16 protein-coding genes and 4 pseudogenes are annotated in these 19,371 nt (G+C 67.2%); 12 read left to right on the forward strand and 8 right to left on the reverse strand.

Going from position 1 to position 19,371, the window contains the following annotated elements; translation table 11 throughout:
* Positions 1-303: 303 nt before the first annotated feature.
* Complete coding sequence (locus FXF68_RS04805; protein WP_148757645.1) at positions 304-525, reverse strand: hypothetical protein; 222 nt, start codon at positions 523-525, stop codon at positions 304-306.
* 1,500 nt (positions 526-2,025) lie between these two features.
* On the opposite strand from FXF68_RS04805, the gene FXF68_RS44710 reads away from it, so the two are divergent.
* From FXF68_RS44710 to FXF68_RS04835, 6 genes are all read left to right on the forward strand, one after another.
* Positions 2,026-2,415: a hypothetical protein gene (locus FXF68_RS44710; RefSeq protein WP_425458586.1), complete on the forward strand. Its 390-nt coding sequence runs from the start codon at positions 2,026-2,028 to the stop codon at positions 2,413-2,415.
* A 91-nt stretch (positions 2,416-2,506) separates the two neighbouring features.
* Entirely contained in the window at positions 2,507-3,133 is a 627-nt protein-coding gene (tmk, locus tag FXF68_RS04815) for a dTMP kinase (RefSeq protein WP_148757646.1), read from the forward strand.
* Between the two features lie 32 nt (positions 3,134-3,165).
* Positions 3,166-3,501, forward strand: a complete 336-nt coding sequence (locus FXF68_RS04820) for an NUDIX domain-containing protein (RefSeq protein WP_246178310.1) — start codon at positions 3,166-3,168, stop codon at positions 3,499-3,501.
* A 632-nt stretch (positions 3,502-4,133) separates the two neighbouring features.
* Complete coding sequence (locus FXF68_RS44385) at positions 4,134-4,556, forward strand: DUF2335 domain-containing protein (RefSeq protein WP_148757647.1); 423 nt, start codon at positions 4,134-4,136, stop codon at positions 4,554-4,556.
* Between the two features lie 299 nt (positions 4,557-4,855).
* Entirely contained in the window at positions 4,856-5,419 is a 564-nt protein-coding gene (locus FXF68_RS04830) for an AAA family ATPase (RefSeq protein WP_187437720.1), read from the forward strand.
* Positions 5,420-6,660: 1,241 nt separating this feature from the next.
* On the forward strand, positions 6,661-7,026 hold the full coding sequence (locus tag FXF68_RS04835) for a hypothetical protein (RefSeq protein WP_148757649.1): 366 nt from the start codon (positions 6,661-6,663) through the stop codon (positions 7,024-7,026).
* A 627-nt stretch (positions 7,027-7,653) separates the two neighbouring features.
* On the opposite strand, the gene FXF68_RS04840 is transcribed toward FXF68_RS04835, so the two are convergent.
* Entirely contained in the window at positions 7,654-9,081 is a 1,428-nt protein-coding gene (locus FXF68_RS04840; protein WP_187437721.1) for a KR domain-containing protein, read from the reverse strand.
* A 33-nt stretch (positions 9,082-9,114) separates the two neighbouring features.
* On the opposite strand from FXF68_RS04840, the pseudogene FXF68_RS04845 reads away from it, so the two are divergent.
* A pseudogene (locus tag FXF68_RS04845) lies at positions 9,115-10,142 on the forward strand (IS630 family transposase); the annotation flags it as partial.
* A gap of 499 nt (positions 10,143-10,641) precedes the next feature.
* Here FXF68_RS04845 and FXF68_RS04850 read toward each other — a convergent pair.
* Entirely contained in the window at positions 10,642-10,899 is a 258-nt protein-coding gene (locus tag FXF68_RS04850) for a hypothetical protein (RefSeq protein WP_187437722.1), read from the reverse strand.
* A gap of 44 nt (positions 10,900-10,943) precedes the next feature.
* A pseudogene (locus FXF68_RS04855) lies at positions 10,944-11,130 on the reverse strand (IS701 family transposase); the annotation flags it as partial.
* Between the two features lie 77 nt (positions 11,131-11,207).
* Between FXF68_RS04855 and FXF68_RS42955 the strand changes: the two are divergent.
* Positions 11,208-11,447: a hypothetical protein gene (locus FXF68_RS42955; RefSeq protein WP_222869798.1), complete on the forward strand. Its 240-nt coding sequence runs from the start codon at positions 11,208-11,210 to the stop codon at positions 11,445-11,447.
* 7 nt (positions 11,448-11,454) lie between these two features.
* Here the strand turns inward: FXF68_RS42955 and FXF68_RS42110 are convergent, their stop codons facing one another.
* The 4 genes from FXF68_RS42110 to FXF68_RS04870 all read right to left on the reverse strand — a co-directional run bounded on the left by FXF68_RS42110 (position 11,455) and on the right by FXF68_RS04870 (position 15,423).
* On the reverse strand, positions 11,455-11,760 hold the full coding sequence (locus tag FXF68_RS42110; RefSeq protein ID WP_187437723.1) for a hypothetical protein: 306 nt from the start codon (positions 11,758-11,760) through the stop codon (positions 11,455-11,457).
* 744 nt (positions 11,761-12,504) lie between these two features.
* Positions 12,505-12,912, reverse strand: coding sequence for a transposase family protein (locus FXF68_RS42960; protein WP_246178434.1), 408 nt, complete (start codon positions 12,910-12,912; stop codon positions 12,505-12,507).
* Complete coding sequence (locus FXF68_RS43625; protein ID WP_246178450.1) at positions 12,815-13,339, reverse strand: hypothetical protein; 525 nt, start codon at positions 13,337-13,339, stop codon at positions 12,815-12,817. Before FXF68_RS43625 ends, FXF68_RS42960 begins: the two co-directional genes overlap by 98 nt.
* A gap of 1,886 nt (positions 13,340-15,225) precedes the next feature.
* The gene (locus FXF68_RS04870; RefSeq protein ID WP_148757652.1) at positions 15,226-15,423 is read right to left on the reverse strand and encodes a hypothetical protein; all 198 of its coding nucleotides are present in this window, start codon (positions 15,421-15,423) and stop codon (positions 15,226-15,228) included.
* A gap of 185 nt (positions 15,424-15,608) precedes the next feature.
* On the opposite strand from FXF68_RS04870, the gene FXF68_RS04875 reads away from it, so the two are divergent.
* The 4 genes and pseudogenes from FXF68_RS04875 to FXF68_RS04890 form a co-directional block, all read left to right on the forward strand.
* Positions 15,609-16,802 (forward strand): alpha/beta hydrolase family protein, encoded by a 1,194-nt coding sequence (locus FXF68_RS04875; protein WP_222869800.1) that lies wholly within the window; start codon positions 15,609-15,611, stop codon positions 16,800-16,802.
* Between the two features lie 116 nt (positions 16,803-16,918).
* Positions 16,919-17,401: pseudogene (locus tag FXF68_RS04880) on the forward strand (GTP-binding protein); the annotation flags it as partial.
* 101 nt (positions 17,402-17,502) lie between these two features.
* Entirely contained in the window at positions 17,503-18,450 is a 948-nt protein-coding gene (locus tag FXF68_RS04885) for a winged helix-turn-helix domain-containing protein (protein ID WP_187437724.1), read from the forward strand.
* Positions 18,451-18,949: 499 nt separating this feature from the next.
* A pseudogene (locus FXF68_RS04890) lies at positions 18,950-19,045 on the forward strand (acyl-CoA dehydrogenase family protein); the annotation flags it as partial.
* Between the last annotated feature and the right edge of the window lie 326 nt (positions 19,046-19,371).

Raw genomic sequence — 19,371 nt, forward strand, 5'->3', positions numbered from 1 at the left:
GTCCGAGGTTCTTCCTGCGGGGCTTATCGACGAGGGGACTCAAGCACGGGCCGCCGGGAGGGTGTCAAGCCACCTGACGGCGGCTTGACACCCTCTGGCGCCCGCGCTTGTCCAGTCCCGGCGATAAGCCCCGCAGGATCCGAACCACATAGACGAGTTCATGCTCTGCTCCGATCGACCGCATGGCGCACCAACAACGGATGTTTTTCCAGTTCAAGGCACGATCGAGTCTCGACAGGCCCTAGGAGAGATGCCTTCGGGGAGGGAAATGCACGCCGCTGGATGATCGCCTGGACGTGGTCTCTATTCGCTCTGCGGCCCACCGTCTGCAGGGCCTTCGGCGTCATTGGCCGTCGCGAGCGCCTTCTCAATTTCTTCGGGGCTCGGCCGTTGCGGGAGTTTGGCGCCTGGGCGGCGGAGGTACCAGCGGATGAACTCACGGATGACGGCGGGGGCGCGGCGGAGGTTGACGGCTCGGAAGTCGGCCCAGTCCTGCTTGGCGACGCGGATCTCTACGATCGGCATCTGGCCAGTGCGCGGCCGCGCCACCGAGCCTCCCTGACGTGCGACTTCCGGTACCCACGGCATCTTAGACGCCCCTCACAGACCCGATCGATTTCTGTCCCAACAGAAATATTCACGCCAGAGGGTTGCCCGCAAGGCTCTGACTGTTATTTTTGTGGGGACAAGAACCCGTGTCTCCTCCTCTGGGAACGACACGCACCGGCACCAAACCTCACCCGGCCCCGGGCTCCACCTTCCACAGCGCGCCCGGGACCCGGCCCCGTCCGATCACCAGACGAGCGAGCGACCCGAGGGCCGATCATGCACGAGCTTATGAGCACGCTTGCGCCGTGGGGACCCTACACCGCGGCCGCAACCGGCGGCACCGCGATCGCGGCCGCCCTCACCTGGGCGGGCACCCGCCACCGAAGGCCGCCCGACGCCGCCCGGCCGAATTCGCCGAACTATGGCGGGCGATGCCCGGCCCGCAGCTCGGCGCGGCAACCTTATTCGTCCTCGCCTGGGGAGCCCCGCCATGCAGAACACTCCGCCCTTTGACCTGCTCCAAGGACACGACCCCGCCCGCGCCGTGGACGCGGTGTTCGTCAACGCGTCGCTGCGCGACTACGCCGCCCGTCTCCGCGTCAACGACTACACCCTGCCCACCCTCGGGATGGCCTACATCGCCACCGTCGCCGCCACCCGCGGCTTCAACGTCGCGGTCCTGGACGCCGAGGGCACACGGCGTCCCGGTCACCAACATCGTCACCGCCCTCAACGACATCGCGCCCCGCTGGGTCGGGTTCAACTTGCTCGCCCCCACCTACCAGGCGTCCGCGCACATCGCCGACCGTCTGGACCACGACATCAAGGTGATGGCCGGCGGGCACCAGGCAAAGGCCATGCCGGCGCAGATCCTCACCGATCCGCGGATGCGCCGCTGCGAGGCGCTCGTGCTGGGCGAGGCCGAGACCCGCGTCGCCGTCCTGCTGGACGACCACCGGGCCCGCGCCGAACTCCCGGGCGTGATGTGGATGGACCCGGTCCTGCACCGCCCGGTCACCGGCGGCCGCCCCGGCACCAGCCACCACCTCGCGCCCGACATCGACGCCCTCCCCTTCGTGGACCGGACGTTCCTGCCCCAAGACCCCCACCCGTCAGCGGGCCGGATCGAGGCGAACATGGTCGGCGCCCGCGGCTGCCCCTACGACTGCTCCTTCTGCGGCGCCGCCGTCTCCGCCAACCCCGACATCACCATCCGCACCCGCACGGCCGACGGCATCATCGCCGAGATGGCCCAGCTCCGGGAGCAGCACGGAGTGACCGCGTTCCGGTTCGTCGACGACCTGTTCTTAGGCGCGCAGCGCATCATCAAGCAGATGATGCGCGCGTTCACCACCGCTGGCATCGGTTCCTGGGCGGTGTGGGACGCGACCGGCCGCATCAACGTCCTGAACCGTCTTCCCCGACGCCGCCCTCGACCAACTCGCCGCCAACGGCCTGCGCGAGGTCGCCCTCGGCATCGAATCGGGCTCAGAGCGGATGCTGGCCCACATCGACAAACGCATCACCCCCGCCATGGTCCGCTCGGTGGTGCGCCGTTTGACCGAACGCGGCATCGGCGTCAAGGGCTACTTCATCCTCGGGCTGCCCACCGAGACACCCGCGCCGACCTCGCCCAGACCATCGACCTGGTCCAAGACCTGTGGGACCTCACCGACCCGCTATCCGGCCGGTTCCGCACCAGCGCATTCGAGTTCCGCCCCTACCCCGGCACCCCCGAATGGGACCGGCTCATCGCCACCGGCCGCTACACCGCCGAGCAGCTCATGGACTACGCCGCGGTCGACCTCACCGACGCCGGAGACGACGAGGCGATGCGCAGCCGGGATGAGTTCAACTTCTCGGTGAACCTCCAGTTCGGCGAACCCACCGTGACCGAGATCCGCGCCGCGCTGGTCGAACTCACCCACCAGCAGCACGCCCGCAACCAGGCGGCGAAATGAACCCCAACACCACCAGGGGGCTGCTCATCACCCTCGACGGGCCCGGCGGCGCCGGCAAGAGCACCCTCGCCCACGCGATCACCACCCAACTCGCCCGCGCCGGGATCCCCGCCGAGCACACTACCCAGCCCTCACCCGGTCCGATCGGCGCGCTCGCCCGGCGCGGCACCCACCAGTTCCACGGCTACACACTGGCCTGCCTGGTCGCCGCCGACCGCTACCACCACCTCGACACCCTCATCCGCCCCGCGCTCGCGGCCGGAACCACCATCGTGTGCGACCGCTACACCGCCTCATCCCTGGTGTTCCAGGCACTCGACGGCGTCGAGCAGTCCTTCATCACCCACCTGAACCAGCACGCCGACCCGCCCGACCTGGCCGTCTTCCTCACCTGCCACGACACCGAACTCCGCCGCCGACTGACCGTGCGCGGCTCCCACGGCCGCTTCGAGGACGACCCCGACATCACCGCCAAAGAGACCCTCAACTACCACGCCGTCTCCGCCCTCTACGCCGCCCGGGGAATCCGCGTCCTGGAACTCGACTCCACCACCAGCACCCCCCAATCACTGGCATCCCGCGTGGTCGCCGTCGCCCTAGCGCTAACCTCAGCCCCATCCTGAACCGCAGCGACTCAACGCGCCGGAGGGGCAGCATGACCGACCGCTACCGACCCATCGTGGACGTCCACGTCATCCTCGAACGCGGCGACGACATCCTGCTCCTGGAACGCCAAGGCACCGGATACGGCGACGGCATGCTCCACCTCCCATCCGGCCACCTCGACGCAGGCGAACCCGCCGACCACGGCGCCGCCCGCGAAGCCCACGAAGAAACCGGCGTCATCATCGACCCCGCCGACCTGGTCCTGGCCACCGTCGTCCACCACCGCCAAACCCCCCACCTCGCCCGCATCGGCCTGTTCTTCGCCACCACCCAATGGACCGGCGAACCCCACAACGCCGAACCACACAAATGCGGCAAACTCTAATGGACCGACCCACGCATCCTGCCAACCAACACCATCCCCTACCCAGCCACCGGCATCCGCGCCTACCTCAACGGCCTCCCCTACACCACCCACGGCTGGAACCCCGCCTAACCAAGGAGTTACCGCCTCACGTCACCTCCGGCGAGGCATCTGAAGAGCGGTCATCACTGACCGGCTGTCAAGTCGGGAAACGCTCCCAGCGAGGAACAAGCTGATCAAGGCCGCGGACGCGGCTCTACATGAGCCCCCGAAGCAACCACCCAGGGGAAGATTTTGGCGGCACTGAACCCGCTTTATAGGTTCGCCGAAAAGACAAATATCTCTCTCCCATCCGCAGACAGCAGGTAGCGACGCTTGCAGAGTTCACGTGGTTGACCTGCGACCAGACCCGGCCACATTGCATAGCAATGGTCGATTTTTCCTGACAGTCACGGCCCGTTTACTCCAATCTGCCTTCGCGAGCATTCGAAGCGGAGGTACTTTTGGTCCATGGCGACGACACCACAGCCCCCCAGGACGAGCAGCGATCAGTCGCCCCTGAGCATAGGTTTCGCCAGTCTCAGTCTGGATCCGTCGCCCCGCCTTCGCAGGGTGAGGACCAGCCTGGAGCAGAAGGAGCCAGTGAGGGAAGCTTGGAAAAGCGTCGGCAGAACATTAGCCGAAGCGATGGGCTTCTTGTCGGAGACGATTCGTCACTCGGGGCGGTAGAACAAGAGCAACTTCTGGACCAGATTCAGGTCAGCCTGCAGAATGATTGGTCCGGACCACTCCCGCCGCCAGCGGCTCTACAGCAGTACGAAATGGTCTTGACTGGAGCAGCGGATCGCATCCTCTGCATGGCAGAGACCATGACTACCGGCACGAGCAAACGTCAGGACAAGCTTGCAGATGCCGAAATCGAGCGAGCCAGACAAGGCCAGGCGATAGCCTTCACCTTAACGCTGCTCTCCTTCATCGCGAGCATCGTCTTCTTCGTCCTTAAACAGCCGATCCCGGGCTGCGCGTTCATCTCGTTCCCGGTTCTCATGATGATCAAAGCGTTCCTAGGCCGGTAACACGGAAGGTGCCCCGCCTCCTCCCACCTGGGAGACCACAACGCGTCTCACATACAGCGGAGTCCCCCACCAACAGAGGCCCAAGTCAACAGTGGAGTTTCTCAGACGCTACTGGCGTGCGGAGAAGGCCGAGGACGGCCAGGAAGCAACCCGCCCTCTGGTAGCGATCCTCGATCGCCCGTGCCGTTGCGCTCGAGGTGGCCGAGCCGAGTCACTGCGTGATGCTGCTGTCCTCGGCGACCACGACGCTACTATGCCCGCACCGTCGCCGAACTCGGCGGCGCCGCGCCCTGGCCCACTTGTCGCGCGAGAACCAGCGGTTGCGCGGTCCCGGCGGCGAGTTGGGTGAGGTGTTGGAGGAGGTCACCCGCGAGTTGGGCGTCGAGCAGCGCCTGGCCCGCGCCGACGCCCCCGCCTGGGCGGCCGCCGCCCTCACCGCCGGTGATGAATTCGTGCTGGACACCCCGGCGACGCCCCCGGCGGTGTGGGGGCGGGGCGAGGCCGTCGGGTGGGCCGAAGGCGAATCGCTGATGCTGGTCGGACCGCCCGGCGTCGGCAAGACCACCCTGGTCGTCCAGTTGGTCGCCGCGCGGCTCGGGCTGGTCAAGACCGTGCTCGGGCTGCCGGTGCAGGCCGGGGCGCGGCGGGTGCTGTATCTGGCGTTGGACCGGCCCCGCAGATCGCCCGCGCCATGGCCCGCCTCCTGCACCACCAGCACCGCCAGGCCCTGGGCGGAGGTCTGGTGGTGTGGAAGGGACCACCGCCGGCCGACCTGGCCCGCTCCCCGGGCTTGCTCGCCGGGATGTGCGAGCACGCCGGCGCCGACACAGTCATCGTCGACTCCCTCAAAGACGCCGTGCTGAAACTGTCCGACGACGAAGCCGGGTCGGGCTACAACCGCGCCCGCCAGCAAGCCCTGGTCGACGGCGTCCAGGTAGTGGAGCTGCACCACCAGCGAAAAGCCAACGGCGACAACACCAAGCCCACCCGGCTCGACGACGTCTACGGCTCGGCCTGGCTCACCGCCGGCGCCGGGTCGGTGATCGGGCTGTGGGGCCAGGCCGGCGACCCGATCGTGGAGTTCACCCACCTCAAACAGCCGGTGGAACCGCTGGGGCCGTGGCAGATCGTCCACGACCACAGCACCGGCCGCAGCACCATCCACCACGCCACCGACGTACTGGCCCTGGTCGGCCGCCACGGCGCCCTCGGACTCACCCCCCCAAGCCCTCGCGCGGTCGCTGTACTCCACCGCCAAGCCGTCGCCGAGCGAGGTCGAAAAGGCCCGCCGCAAACTCGACCGATACACCGCCCGCGGGCTCCTGATCCGGCGCGACGGGCACCGCGGCGGCGGATCCGAACGCTCCCCCACCTCCTACTTTCTGGCCGCTCAGGCGGCCCCAGCCCAGACACCCGGCTAGAAGCGCTTCCCGGCCGGGGCGGTGTCCAGCCCGGGGGGATCGCGGTGTCGTCCGTCGTCAGCCACCGCCCACCGCCCGCGGCTCCCACGGCTCCCGACAGCCCGGCCGGCAGACGCAAAACCGCCCCAGGACACCTCGCCACGGCGGCCCGGCGGACTTGGGGCGCGCGTTTCCTGGCAACCGCCAGACGCGCGACCGGGCCCTTGCTCCTTGCGCCGGCGGCAGCCAGCCCCCAGCTCCGCCCGCACCAGCGTCCGACAAGAAGTGCCTGGTCAGGCAAATCACGCACGCAATCACGGGCAATCACGCGGCCACCAATCACGCGGCAACCACGGCAATCACGGACTCGGTGTTTCTGCAGGTCACACCATTACAGCCACAATCACGGGCAATCACCACCGCAAGCAATCACGATCCGGCCCCCCTTTTTAAAGGAGGGCCGTGGCGTGATTGCGCGAGCCTGTCGGCGCGCGCGACCTACTGCGGGCTCGAACCCCGGCCGCCGATCCCGGGCACCGCGAATTCGCCATTTTGTCGATGACATCTGCGGTGACACCGCCTCCTCTACATTTCCCGCCGAGAGCACAAAAACCGCCACCGCTCCAAACGGCGTCGGCGACGGCCCCCGCCAAATGCACGACCGAACCGAACACCCCCGCAACGAGACGAACGAGACGAGGATCATGAACAAGCTCCCGGCCATTCCCGCCACCGCCGCCCTCCTGCTGCTGGGCCTGAGCGCCTGCGGCGGCTCCGATGACACGTCGACGGCATCAAGGTGCCCGAAGGCGCCAGCGTGTCGACCAAACCCGGAGGAGGCGGCAGCATCCAGGGCAACCACCCTCAACCCCGACCAGTTGAAGATCGCGGCCAAGTTCGTGGCCTGCATGCGCGGCCTCGGCTACGACATGCCCGACCCCTCCGACCCCGACTTCAACTTCTCCCCCAACAACGCCAACGGCATGAGCCAGCAGCAACTCCTCAAAGTCCGCGACGAGGCGGCGCAGTGCTCCAACCAGGTCGGCGGAAACGCCATCACCGGTGGATAGGACCCCGACAGGCGGCAGCCGACACTCGCGCCACCGCGCGCCCGACAGCGAGCCCCGCGCCGCCACGGGCGGCTTCAGGGGCCGCTCGTGGCGGGCGGGGCCGTCCAGGTCATGCGGCGATACCGCGTCGACGACCAGCGCCCTCCCCCGGATCGAGACTGTGTGTGATGGACCGTGACGTCACGTGGAGGCAGTCCGAGAAGGCTCACCCGCGGGTCGACGGTCCAGCGGACAGCCGGCCATGCCGTGACCGGGAAACGCGGCTGGCGATCCGGCTCCACCTGGCCGGCCGCACTGCGGGCACGCAGAGGAGCACGGCGCGCGAGAAAGCCATCGCGGCAGCGACCGACGACGAACGCATCCGGCATCCAAAATGCGACACCACCTTGGCCAGACGGCCGACCGACCCACCTCCGGCTCACTAGCAGATTCGGAGGATGATGGACCAGGACCCGACAACCCCACGCCCACCTGACGGCAAGGCCGATTGGGACGGGACCGACGCCGACAATTTCGGCCGCGCGGTGCACCTGCTCAACGAACTCATCACCGTCTTGGCGGCGCTGTCGAGATCGCAGAACGGCCGGGAAGCCGAGGAACTGCGCTACACCCAGCAGCGCCAACGCCTCAGCGTGCTGGACAGAGCCGAGGTCTCAAGGATCCCGACCGACTACCCCGCCCGCGGAGCTGGCGAGGCGACTCGAAGGGTAGCCGGATGCGGAGGCTGCGACCTACAGCGGGCAGCGAACGGGTCGTGGCCGAGTGGTCTGCTGCAGCGTCGGCGCAGGCGCGGCTTCGTGCGGCTGAGTTGTTACGGACGCTGGATGATGGTTCGTGGATCAGCCGGTGGTGGTGGACGCAGGTGACGTCGAGCCCGGAGGTCGTGGAGATCCGGCTCGACACCGATGTGCCGGTGTTCATGACGATCTTCGTTGACGAGGTCGACGGGGTGGAGTACGGGGACATCTTCTCGATTGAGCGCGCGGTGCCGCCCATGTTCCTGTCGGGCGGCCGGTACTGGCGGCTGGCGTATCCCAGGCCGGAGGACACGATCGTGACCGGTGGTGTGGGAAGATCCGCCTCGTGCAACCAGTGGTCGATGCGCGAGCTTCTGCCGGTGGCGTCGACGACCAGGTCAGCGGGCAACTCGGTTACGGTGTCGCTGCCGGTTTCCTTCGCCAGCACGGTTTCCACGGTTTGGTCGCGCAGCCGGAGTCCCTGGACGCTGTGCCGCTGCCGCAGCTCGACGCGCGGGTGGGCGAGCACACGCCTTCTCAGCAGCCATTCCAGGTGGGTGCGGCTGAGGCCGTAGGCGCGCAGGTTGGACGGAAACCGCCTGGCCCAGCCGTGTGAATTGTGGATGGCGACCTCGGTGGCGAAGTCGCCGACGAGGAATCCGCGGGCGGCGAGGTCGGCGGTGAAGCCGGGCAGAAGGGCGTCCATGTCCATTTGACCGCGCACGGCCAGGGCGTGGACGTGCGTTGCCTGCGGTACTCCGCGGCGGGTCACCGGTTCGTCGGGCAGGAGGTCACGTTCGACCACCTCGGCCGCCGGCTCCGCTGGTTTGCGGCGGCCGCAGGCGACCACGCGGCCGGCGCCTCGTTCGGCGAGGCGGCGCACGGTGAGAAGGCCGAGCCCGCCCAGTCCGCCGGTGACCACGTAAGCGGCGCCTTCCCGCACGGGATGGGGCAAGCCGGTCACGGTATCCGGCGCGCCGCCGGCCTTGACGCGGGCGACGGCACGGACGCCGTGCCGCCAGGCGATCTCGGTGATCGCGGGCGGGTCGGCGAGCAGGTCAGGCAGAACCGATTCCAGCGGGGTCGCGGCGGCCACCTCCAGCGCGCTGGGCAGCAGGTCAGGATGCTCGAACGCCGCGGCCCGGAGGAGGCCGCAGACACCCGCGGCGGCAAGCGGATCATCGCCTCGCCACATCACCCACAACCGTGGCGGATTCCGCCGGGCCGAGAGGTTCTGGAGCACGGCCAGCGTCCGGGCCACCGCGGAGCGGGCGGCCTGCGGGGTCGGGACGACGTCCTGGCCGTCGAGGACGATCACGACGTGGGGGCATAGCCAGTATGGGCGCGGCGGCTGACCGATCAGGAGGGGCAGAAGCTGCAGCAGATCGTCCGGCGGGGCAAGCATGAGTCGGTGCGGGTCCGCTGGGCGTTGATCATCATGGCGTCGGCGTCTGGAACGACCGTGACGGCGATCACTCAGCTCGTCCGAGCGCATGACGACACCGCGCGTGATGTCATTCATGCCTTCAACGAGAAGGGCCTGGCCGCGCTGGACCCTTTGTGGGCGGGAGGCCGTCCCCGCCAGATCACCAGTGACGAGGAGCAGCACATCGTCGCGACGGCCACCACACGCCCGGCCACGCTGGGATGTCTATTCACTCACTGGAGCATCCGCAAGCTCGTCGCCTCCCTGGCCGACAACACCGTACAGACGGTGAAGATCGGCAGGGAGCGGCTGCGGCAGATCCTGCGTAGGCGCGGTATCTCCTTCCAAAGGACCCGCACATGGAGGGAATCACGTGACCCCGATAAGGAGGCCAAGCTCGACCGTATCGAGTACGTGACCAGCCACTTCCCGGACCGCTGCTTCGCCTTTGACCAGTTCGGGCCGCTGTCGATCCGGCCCTGCCATGGCATCTGCAGGGCACGACGGACCAAACCCGACCGGTTGCCGGCCACGTATCACCGCACTCATGGGATCCGCTACTTCCATGGCTGTTACTCCCTGGGTGATGACCAGTTGTGGGGCGTGGTCCGCCGCCGTAAAGGCGCTGACCACTCCCTCGCCGCGCTGAAGTCGGTCCGGGCTGCCCGCCCGGACGGCGCCCCGATCTACGTGATCATGGACAACCTGTCGGCGAACAAGACCCCGGCGATCCGTGCCTGGGCCAAACGCCACAACGCCACAAGGTCGAGTTGTGCCTGACCCCGACCAGCGCCTCATGGGCCAACCCGATCGAGGCCCAGTTCGAACCCCTGCACACGTTCGTGATGGGCAACTCCGACCACCCGAACCACCCCGCCCTGGTCCGCAAGCTCCAGACCTGCCTACGGTGGCGCAACACCAACACCCGTCACCCCGACGTTCTGGCCGCCCGCAACCCAAAGCCGCCTGATCAGACCCGGCGAATGCATGTGGTCAGCGCACAAACAGCTTCAGGATGCCGAGGTCGCGGTCGTACCGGCCCATGCTCGGTAAGGCTGCAACCTCAGACACCGTCCCAGCGTCGAATCGTGCATGGCCTCCCCTGCTCGTCCACAAATCCCCCAGGCCCATGTGCGGCCAAACAGCTACTGGTATTGGGCAGCAGTGGCGATCTTCCTCGTCGGTTGCCTGATGAGCATGGCCGCCATCATCTACTTGTGGATGGGGGCACCCGCGCAGGTTCACCTCGGTCAGCGCTTCCAACCCGAGAGGACGGTCGTGATCCCGATGGCCGCCGGAGAACGTGTAGCGATCTTCGCTGGACAGCAGCCAGAGACCGCATACGTCCCATCCATATCGTGCACTGCCCGTAGCGCGTCCGGACGCCGGGCACCTGTCACCCGCCCAAACGGAACGAACGGGCCCACGACGGATGGCTACAGGTGGTTTGAGCTAAACGTCGTACATCCCGCTGAGGCAAGCGCGTACCGCGTGACCTGCAAGAACAACTCTGAAAATAACGTCGTTCTGGCGACGGGGAATGACCCGCGACTTAGCGAATTCATCAATGGAATAATCAGTGACGATTTCGTGAAGGCGATTGAACGGCTGATGGTCCCGCCGCTCACCGGAGCTGTCCTGGGAGCAGCTCTTGCCATCAGCCTTTCGATCAAGCGCAGGGCCCATCGCCGACGACTTGCCGCCCAGCACCTCCCCGCCTCCCAGTAGCGACTCCATCACTCACCCACCACGGGCCGCTGCATGCCCTCTGGACCCGCATTCCGAGCCTCCTCAGCGAGCGTCCATCCGTTCTTGCGCTCCACTTCGCCAGCAAGCCCGCAGGTAGGACACCATCCGCCGCCGAGACTCCACCCGAGGAAACCAGGTCGCAAACCGCCCCGTGAACGCCTGAAAGCCTGATGACCACCCATAAACCACCACACCCTGCGCATCGAGCAGATCGGCCACTCGTTACGACCTGTCGTTGTCGTATTAGAGCGTGTCCCACGCGGATTTCGGTGACCCGCTGGGATGATCTGTTCTCACGGTGTTATCGGATCTGCGCTCAGGTTGGTGCCGGTGAGTTGTGGGGGCTGGCCGCTCCGTTGATTCCTCGGTTTGCTGCTCGCTGGCACCGTTGGAAGATCGAGCGCACGTTGGCGTGGCTGTTCAACCCCCGCTGCCTGACCATCCGCTACGAACGCCACGGCCACCTGTTCGCCGCCTTCCTGCAACTCGCAGCCGCATTGACCTGCTAGAAGAGGCTCACCAATTCGGCACATAGAACAGGGAGTAGGACCCATAGCCGTGTGTGTCGTCCCGTGTGCAATAGTAGTCAACCATGCCTTGAAAACGGGCCATGGCCATGCAGGCGGAGTAGGAGGGGAAGGACTGCGGAAAGCGCCTGTAGTCGCAGCCGTCACCATTCGGCCCGCCACAGTTCGGCTGGGCGACGCCGCTGGACCGACCCGCGCTGGCTGATGCGGTGGTGGCCGCGGTGGTGGCCGCACCCGCGAGGGCCACGGTCGCCAAGGCGGTCGCCGCGAGTGTGCGTTTCACCATAGTCTTCATACGAACCTCCCAGAACATCTCGGTTGTTGCGGTCATTGCGGTCGACCAGTGCGTTTCACCGATCGCTCACCTTCACCACGCTGGGGGACGCGAGCACACCTAGGCAAGCTATTAAGGCCAACAGTTAATAGAGACAAATGCGACCAGACCGCCCAAGCAAGGACATCGACGCAACGGGCACAACGAGTAACCTCACTGCGGGTCTCGGTGATCACTTAAGAACTTAAGCGCGCTGGCAGGGTCGCACATCTCTTATGGGTAGAGCCCTACGCCGGGGCGGGTCGTTGTTAGGGGCGGGGGTCGGGGTTGGTTGGGAACCCCAAAAGCGGCACCTTGCGCGCCTACTGGGAGGTTTTCATCCTGAATTTCGTAGGTCGCAGGGGGTGGCCTGGGGTCGGTTTGGTGTGAGTGAGTAGGTGGTGGGGTGTGTTTGGCGGGTGTTGATCGTTTGCCGGTGGTGTGCTTGCTGTGGTCAGCGCCGTCGGTGCCCGGGAGGGCGTGGGGTTGACGTAGTGTCCGGACGCGCGCAGGCCGCGGTGTTCGTGGGTCCTGCTTGGGACTGCGGTGAGTTGGGTGGACTCCCGTCCGGTTGGCCGGGTGTCGGTCGTTGCCGGGGTGTGCCGGGCCGGGTGGTGCCGGTTTTATTCCGGTTCGTCGTGCTGGTGTGCGTCGTAATTGCTTGCTGGAGCCTGCATCCGGTGGGGTCCGCGCCTGAGTGTGCGCGTCGTGCGGGCAGGGGTGGTGTCAGCGGGTGATCTCGGTGGTCGTGAGCACGAGCAGGGCGCGCAGCAGCCGGGTGGCGCGGCCGGCGTCCAAGCGCGACTTGGTCAACACGCGCCAGTTCTTCAGGTCGGCGAAGCCGTGCTCGGCGCGGGCGCGCTCAGTGCTGAGCAGGGCGTTGGCCTGTTTCTGGGCGGCGGTCAGTTTCCTTGTCCGGGTGGCCTTGGCGCCGGTGATGATGAACGGGGCATCATCGGGTTGGTCGTCGAGGCCGACAAAGCCCAGGTCGGCCAGGGCGCCGAGCCCGGCTTGGCGCAGGTGGGCGCAGACGCGGTTATGGCGGGCGGTGGTGATCTCGTTGGAGCGTCCCGGCCGGGCGGCCGAAATCCACAGCAGGTTGCCGCGCTCGTCGGTGAGCGCCAGGAACAGCAGCCCATGGACCTTGTGCTTGCCCGAGTAGTTGCGCCGGTCGTCGGGCCCTGCGGCGCCGGGTGCGCACCAGGGTGCCGTCCAGCAGCACCACATCGGCGCCGGTGGCCGAGAGCTTGCTCAGTACGCGCTCTAGCCGTGGCGCACGGGTGGCCGGCAGGCTGATGACCTCCAGCACCCAGCGGCGGATCGTCGACGGTGACACGCCGTTGCCGCTGGCCATGCCGGCCAGCCACTGATCATGGCGCAGCACCGCCAGCACGATCACCGCGATCCGTCCGCGCGGCAGCTTGCGCCACCGCAACCCGATCGCTTTCAGATGGCCGCCCAGCACCTCGGCCACGAAGGTGATCGTCTTGCTGGACAGCGGCAGGCGGCACTGGTAGACAGCGTGCTCGATGCCCTCGGCGAGCTCGTCGATCTTGGTCACACAACGTCGACTACCGCCGGGGGCACGTGCGAACACACCAGTCACCACCTGGCGCGCGGACTGTGCCCTGAACCTGCTACACGCCTGCGCCTTCGGGCTCATGGGCGGGCTGGCGCCCGGGCTCATGGGCGGGTTCGGAGTCGGGCTCGGAGTCGGGCTCGGGCTCGAGTTGGGCGGCATCATGCGTGGCCCACGTATCTGGTCGCCACCTTCTGGCTGGCCCGGCAGCGGAGGCCAGCGCGGGCCCTGACGGCGTTCCTCTACGACGCGCACCGGGCCCGTCGCGCCTGAGGAAGCCTCGCGGGTGATGCACTTCAATTCTGACCGCACATGTGCCTGTACCCGTCCATGGCTTCCTCCTCGTCCATTGCGGAGTACTGCTTGCCGTCGATATCGATGGTGTCGCCGCTCTCGCTGACGGTGATCGCCTCGGTGCCGCGCCGACCCCGTCCTCATGGCGCTGCGCGCGGCCACCGACCGAACATCTCGCCTGTCCATGCCGAAGCGCTGCTCTGCCATACGGGGGCAGGTGCGCCCCATCGGGTGCGCCAGACATCCCTGGTCTCGGCCTTGCTCACTCGGAGAAAGCCGAGACCAGGGATCCGCTACTGACCGGCCCGGCCGCTCCTGGCTCTTGCTGGTCCGTGGAGTGGTGATGGTGTTCCCCTTGGGCGAAGCGGGGCATGAACCATGCAGATTCCTTTCCAGGGACGAGGATCAGAGACGGGGGCTACTCCTTTCGAAACTGATCCAGGAGCAGAAAAGGGGCGAGGCCATAATGGCTTTGAAGGTCGCGGTCATCGACGACGCACTTGACTTGTTCGCGTTGCCGTTGAATTAGTTCATGCCAATTCCGAATGAGAGAATTGTCCCGACCGGATCCAGATCAGCCTTGCGCCGCCATAAAGCACGCCCGAAGCGAAGTCCCCTTGTCTACGCCAGTAGCCATCATTGCGGGAACGCACATGGCGGTGGCCCGATCCCCGGATCCGGCGCTAGCGAGGAAGGCCGTCGACATACAGATCCCATTCCGTATCGCGGTAACCTCGTAGGCCATCTGCTGGAGCTCTCTTGCGCAGGCCCCCGCGTTGGCGTTGGGAGAGGCTGTGGTGGCCGGTTTCGCAGGGCCCGTTTCGGCGGACGCGCCCGGCGCCATCGCCAGACCTCCACCGACGAGAGTGATCGCAGTCAGCGCAGTGGCAGCGCTGAGGCGGCGACCGGAGAACGGTATCCTCACCTGGTACTCCTTTCCTTGAGGAAGGTGCCAGCGGCGCGGACAATCCCCATCGAAAGTCGGCCGGTGGCGTCATAACAGACCTGTAGGCGAACCTCCTCGCTGCCAGTTCTTCTCGACCTGATATGTGTCGCCATTATGCGCAGCGGCCAAGAGAAGTGCGATTGTTTAAGCCCGCGAGTGAAACGATCACCCCCAGTCCCTCTGTCGTCGGCTCGGTTCCATGGTTTGATCTGGCCAGACCTTGATCATTCTCGCTCTGTGCCTTCCGCGCTGGAGATCGTTCGGATGCGCCTTCGGGGGCGTGTCGTGAGAACGATCAGCCACCCCACTGTGGACCAGGCCCAGACCAGGTTCGCTCTCTCACCACTCGGCCATCTCGTGCACGGCGTCCACCATTCGTCGCGCAGCCGTGGTTCCTCACTGCGTCGCGCCTGGTGGCAAAAAGCGCGTCGCAGCGCCCCCCGGGCGCCTGCGACCTCGTCGCACGCATCAATGCCGACTCCAGCCCCGTCGGCCTTCCTGGCACCGCCCTTGGCGGGCTATGGATACTTCGACGAAACGCCGGCTCGTCCCCGGCCAGCGTCCAATTCCCGACCACTTCGCAAGCCCTACGAATCTGGATCAACACCGACACACAAGATCCAGCGCGTCACCCGAACCGGGAAGGATCCCCTACGCCTGCCGGCGCGACCGGATCGTCTCCCGGCTCGCCGAGCGCGTCCATGCCGGCTGTCAGGAAGGATCGGGCGGATTCGAACTCGCCGCCGACGATGACCTCACCGGCGCGAAAGTGCAGACCCAGCGGCTCCTCGAGACCACCGACATCGGCATCGACGCCGTAGCCCACCAGGTCGGCTTCGCCAACGGGGTGGCGCTGCGCCGCATTTCCGCCGCATGGTCGGGGTCGCACCTCGGACCTACCGCGACACCTTCCGGGCCAGGGCGGCGTAAGGGCGAGGGGGGCTAGATACACCCTCGGGCAGGGTGCTAGACGGTGTGTCCGCAAAAGTGGATCTTCCTAGCATCGGCAGTGTGCGAAGAACAACTGCTCTGACTGCGACCGTGTGCGCGGCCCTCTCGTTCGCGACGCCCGTACTCGCCCACACCACTCTGGCGCGGGGAACGCTGGCCGCCCGGCCCGTCACCATCACGTCGCTGGACCCTGCCGGAGTCAGGAAGGCGCTGGACAAGGCGGGCTTCCCCAGCGGATCGGTCAGATATGGCACGACGCTCTACAAGCTCCGCTACCACACCGTTGACCCGCACGGACGCCCCACCACGGCGAGCGGCCTACTGGTGCTGCCTATAGGCGGCACACGGCACCCGCGCCTGGTCTCCTTCGCGCACGGCACCTTGTCCTACCGGCGCGACGCTCCCTCCCAAGGCAACAAGTACCCAGGTGCCCCCGCGGTGACGTTCGCCGCGTCGGGCTACGCCGCCGTCGCTCCCGACTACCTTGGGCTCGGCGAGGGCCCCGGGGGCCACCCCTATATGGACCTGCCGTCGGAGACGACGGCCTCGCTCGACATGCTCAGGGCCGCCCGGCACGTGCTGCTCGCCCATGGCCGCTCCCCCAGCCGGGATGTCCTGGTCACCGGGTTCTCCCAGGGAGCGTTGGCCGCGCTCGGGCTCGCGCGGGAGCTCCAGTACGGAGCAGACCCGCATTTCGGGCTCCGGGCGGTGGCCCCCGTCAGCGGCCCGTACGCCATCCGCGAGGCCGAGGTGCCCGCGATGCTGGCGGAGAAGCAGATCCCGCCGAAGCAGGTGGTCGCCTACACCTCCTACCTGTTGGTCGCGTGGAACAGGCTCCATCACCTCTACCGATCGCCTGCGGACATCTTCCGCGCCCCTTACGCCACGAGGGTGGACAGGCTCTTCGACGGCGACACACCCGGCAACCAGATGCTCGCCGCGCTGCCCGATGATCTGGAACACCTCCTCACCCCACAGGGCTTCGCCCTCTTGCGGCATCCCAACCACCCGCTCGCGAAGGCCATGGCGGGCTCCGACGCGATCTGCTCCGGATGGCGCCCCAAGGCCCCGATCCGTCTCTTCTACGCCAACAACGACGAACAGGTGGTGAACGCCAACACCGATCGCTGTACCACCGCCTTCAACCTGAGGCCCGTCCTGCTCCCACCCCACCTCTTCCAGGGCTCGATCCACCTCGGCACCGAGGTCACCGGCACCACCGCCGCCCTGAGCTGGTTCTCGTCACTGACGTGAGCCGCCGAACAGAGGCGCGGAAAACCGGGTGCGTCTGATTCGCCCCGCGTCGATACCGCTGTCTCACGCCCCGGCCGGACGTCGTAATCCACGCGCACACGAGAAGGACGAACCCCATGACCGCCACGACCCTAGACCTGATCACCATCCGCAACATCGAGATCACGGCTCACGTCGACGCGGGCAAGACGACGACCGAGCGGATCCTCAACTACGCGGACGTCTCCCACAAGGTCGGTGAGGTCCATAACGGCACTACGACCACGGACTTCACCGACCAGGAGCGCGAACGCGGCATCACCATCGCCCCGGCCGCCACAAACTGCCGGCCGACGCTCGACGGCGTCGGCCACACCATCAACCTCACCGACACACCGGGACACGTCGACTTCACCGTGGAGGTCGAGCGGTGCCTGTGCGTGCTCGACTGCGCGGTGGCCGTGTTCGACGCCGTGGCCGGCGTTGAGCCGCAGTCGGAGACCGTCTGGCGACAGGCCGACCGATGTCGCATGCCTCGCGTCTGCTTCGTCAACGAGATGGACAGAACAGGCGCGGACCTCGCGGCCTGCGTCGCGGAGATCCTGGAGGAACTGCGCGCCGAGGTCGCGAGGTGGCGCGACAGGCTGCCGGAGAGGAGTGCCGGAACGCTGGTGAGCTCGCTTGATCGACTTGCGCGTTCTGATGTGTCTTCGGGGGCGACGTGACGACGATCAGCTACCCTTCCGTGGACCTGGCCCAGACCAGGTTCGCGCTCTCACCGCTCGGCCATCTGGTGCACGGCGTACACGATTCGGCGTGCAGCCGCGGCTCCTCACTCCGTCGCACCTGGTGGCACACGGCACGTCGCAACGTCCCTCCGGCCGCCTATGACCTGGTCGCGCGCATCAACGCTGACCCCTCAGCCCCGCCGACCCTCCTGGCACCGCCCTTGGCGGGCTATGGATACACCGAGCCCAGCTTCGACACCGAACTCCAGGCCCTGGAGGCAGCATCTCCCGACCTCAACGGCACCCTCGACGCCCTGCGGGAACTCTATGACGCGTGCCTGGCCGATGACTGGTCGCAGATCTCCCGGCAACTCCACGCCGACCTCGGCCAGCGCGCCGCCACCCTCCTGGCCGAAGGCCCCGCGGCCGCACTCGCCTCCCTCCACCACGGACTGGCCTGGAGGGACGAACGACTAATCATCCCAGGCCCCGACTCCCCCGGCTTCGATGGAACGGGCGGACTGGTGGCGATGCCCTGCGCGTTCGGCCAAGCCGCACTCCACCCGATCCTGGCCCCGGGACAGGTCCCGATCCTCATCTACTCCATCGCCCCCACCCCGATACTGCCTCCCTCACTACTTCGAGACACCCTGTCGTCCCTGATCGGACCAGGCCGGGCCCGCTCCCTACGCGAACTCGCCAAGTCCCCCGCCTCCACCTCCCAACTCGCCCACCGCCTCGACGTGTCGGTCCCAGCCGCCTCGATGAGCGCGACCGCCCTCCGAAACTCCGGCCTGATCCAATCGATCCGGGACGGCAGGAAGGTCGTCCACCACCTGACCCCCGCCGCCACAGCCCTCCTGGCCGCCAACCCCGCCCCAACGGCCCCGGTACTCAACAGCACCAGGACCCGCAGCCCGGCCGGGCAATGCAAGAAATAACCCCTACATTTCCCTGAGCCCTCCCGGAACTGGAACCCGACATTCTGCGGAAGGCCGCGAAGTCTTTCGCGGGCGAGACGAACTGGTGAGCCGCTTCGAGTTCGTTAACGATCACAAGCACGCCTTCGGCGTGAAGCGGTTGTGCCGGGGGTACTTGAGATCGCCGGTCGTCGTTCTACCGGTGGCTGTCAGCGGCCCCGGCCTGGCCGGCGCGGCGCAGATCCGACGACTTCCTGGCGGCGAAGATCGGTGAGATCCACAAGGCCGAGGATGGTTTACGGATCGCCGAGGGTCACTGCCGAGCTCCGGGATCAGGGGCTGCGAATGAACCACAAGCCTGGGCGGACAAGGCCTACGCCGGAGCGCTGGTCGGCTGGGCCACCGACGTCCTGAACCTGACGTTCAGTTGGCTGATGAACGAACGCAGAACCGTGCGGGACTATGTGCGCACGACGGCGCACTCCGAAGCTCATATCGCCTCTGCCACGCGCTGCCGGGCATCGGCGGAACTTACCGAGACGCCAAGATCTTGGAGGTCGGCGCGGGGACCTCCGAGGTGCAGCGGATGCTGATCGCCCGAGCCCTCGGCCTGCCCCCTGAGGCCGGACTGATCGTCTCATCTGTCTCCCACTCCGTCCGGTACGTCGCTGCCCGTAAGGGAGACCGGGACAGGCTGCCGCTTCCTGGTGGGGGGTTCGCGCACGAGGACGACGGCGTGGATCGAATGCGTGGTCCCGAGCGCCTGGCCCTCCGACCGCCCGCTACTGACGATCACGGGTACGACGAACCGACCCCCCGGCGGCACGCTCGGGTGTGCCGGGCCGACGGCACCGACACTGCGCATCCCCTCACCGGGTGAGGACGTCGACGGCGAGTACCAGGAACCCGGCGAGGCCAGCCACCGTCGCCCCGCGCACCCTT

This window comes from Actinomadura decatromicini, from assembly GCF_008121305.1.
Lineage (GTDB): Bacteria > Actinomycetota > Actinomycetes > Streptosporangiales > Streptosporangiaceae > Spirillospora > Spirillospora syzygii.

Bases quoted from the DNA above. Each gene is read 5' to 3' on its own strand.
- FXF68_RS04820 (WP_246178310.1), top strand. From the start codon at position 3,166: ATGACCGACCGCTACCGACCCATCGTGGACGTCCACGTCATCCTCGAA.
- tmk (WP_148757646.1), top strand. From the start codon at position 2,507: ATGAACCCCAACACCACCAGGGGGCTGCTCATCACCCTCGACGGGCCC.
- FXF68_RS04835 (WP_148757649.1), top strand. From the start codon at position 6,661: ATGAACAAGCTCCCGGCCATTCCCGCCACCGCCGCCCTCCTGCTGCTG.
- FXF68_RS04805 (WP_148757645.1), bottom strand. From the start codon at position 525: ATGCCGATCGTAGAGATCCGCGTCGCCAAGCAGGACTGGGCCGACTTC.
- FXF68_RS42110 (WP_187437723.1), bottom strand. From the start codon at position 11,760: ATGAAGACTATGGTGAAACGCACACTCGCGGCGACCGCCTTGGCGACC.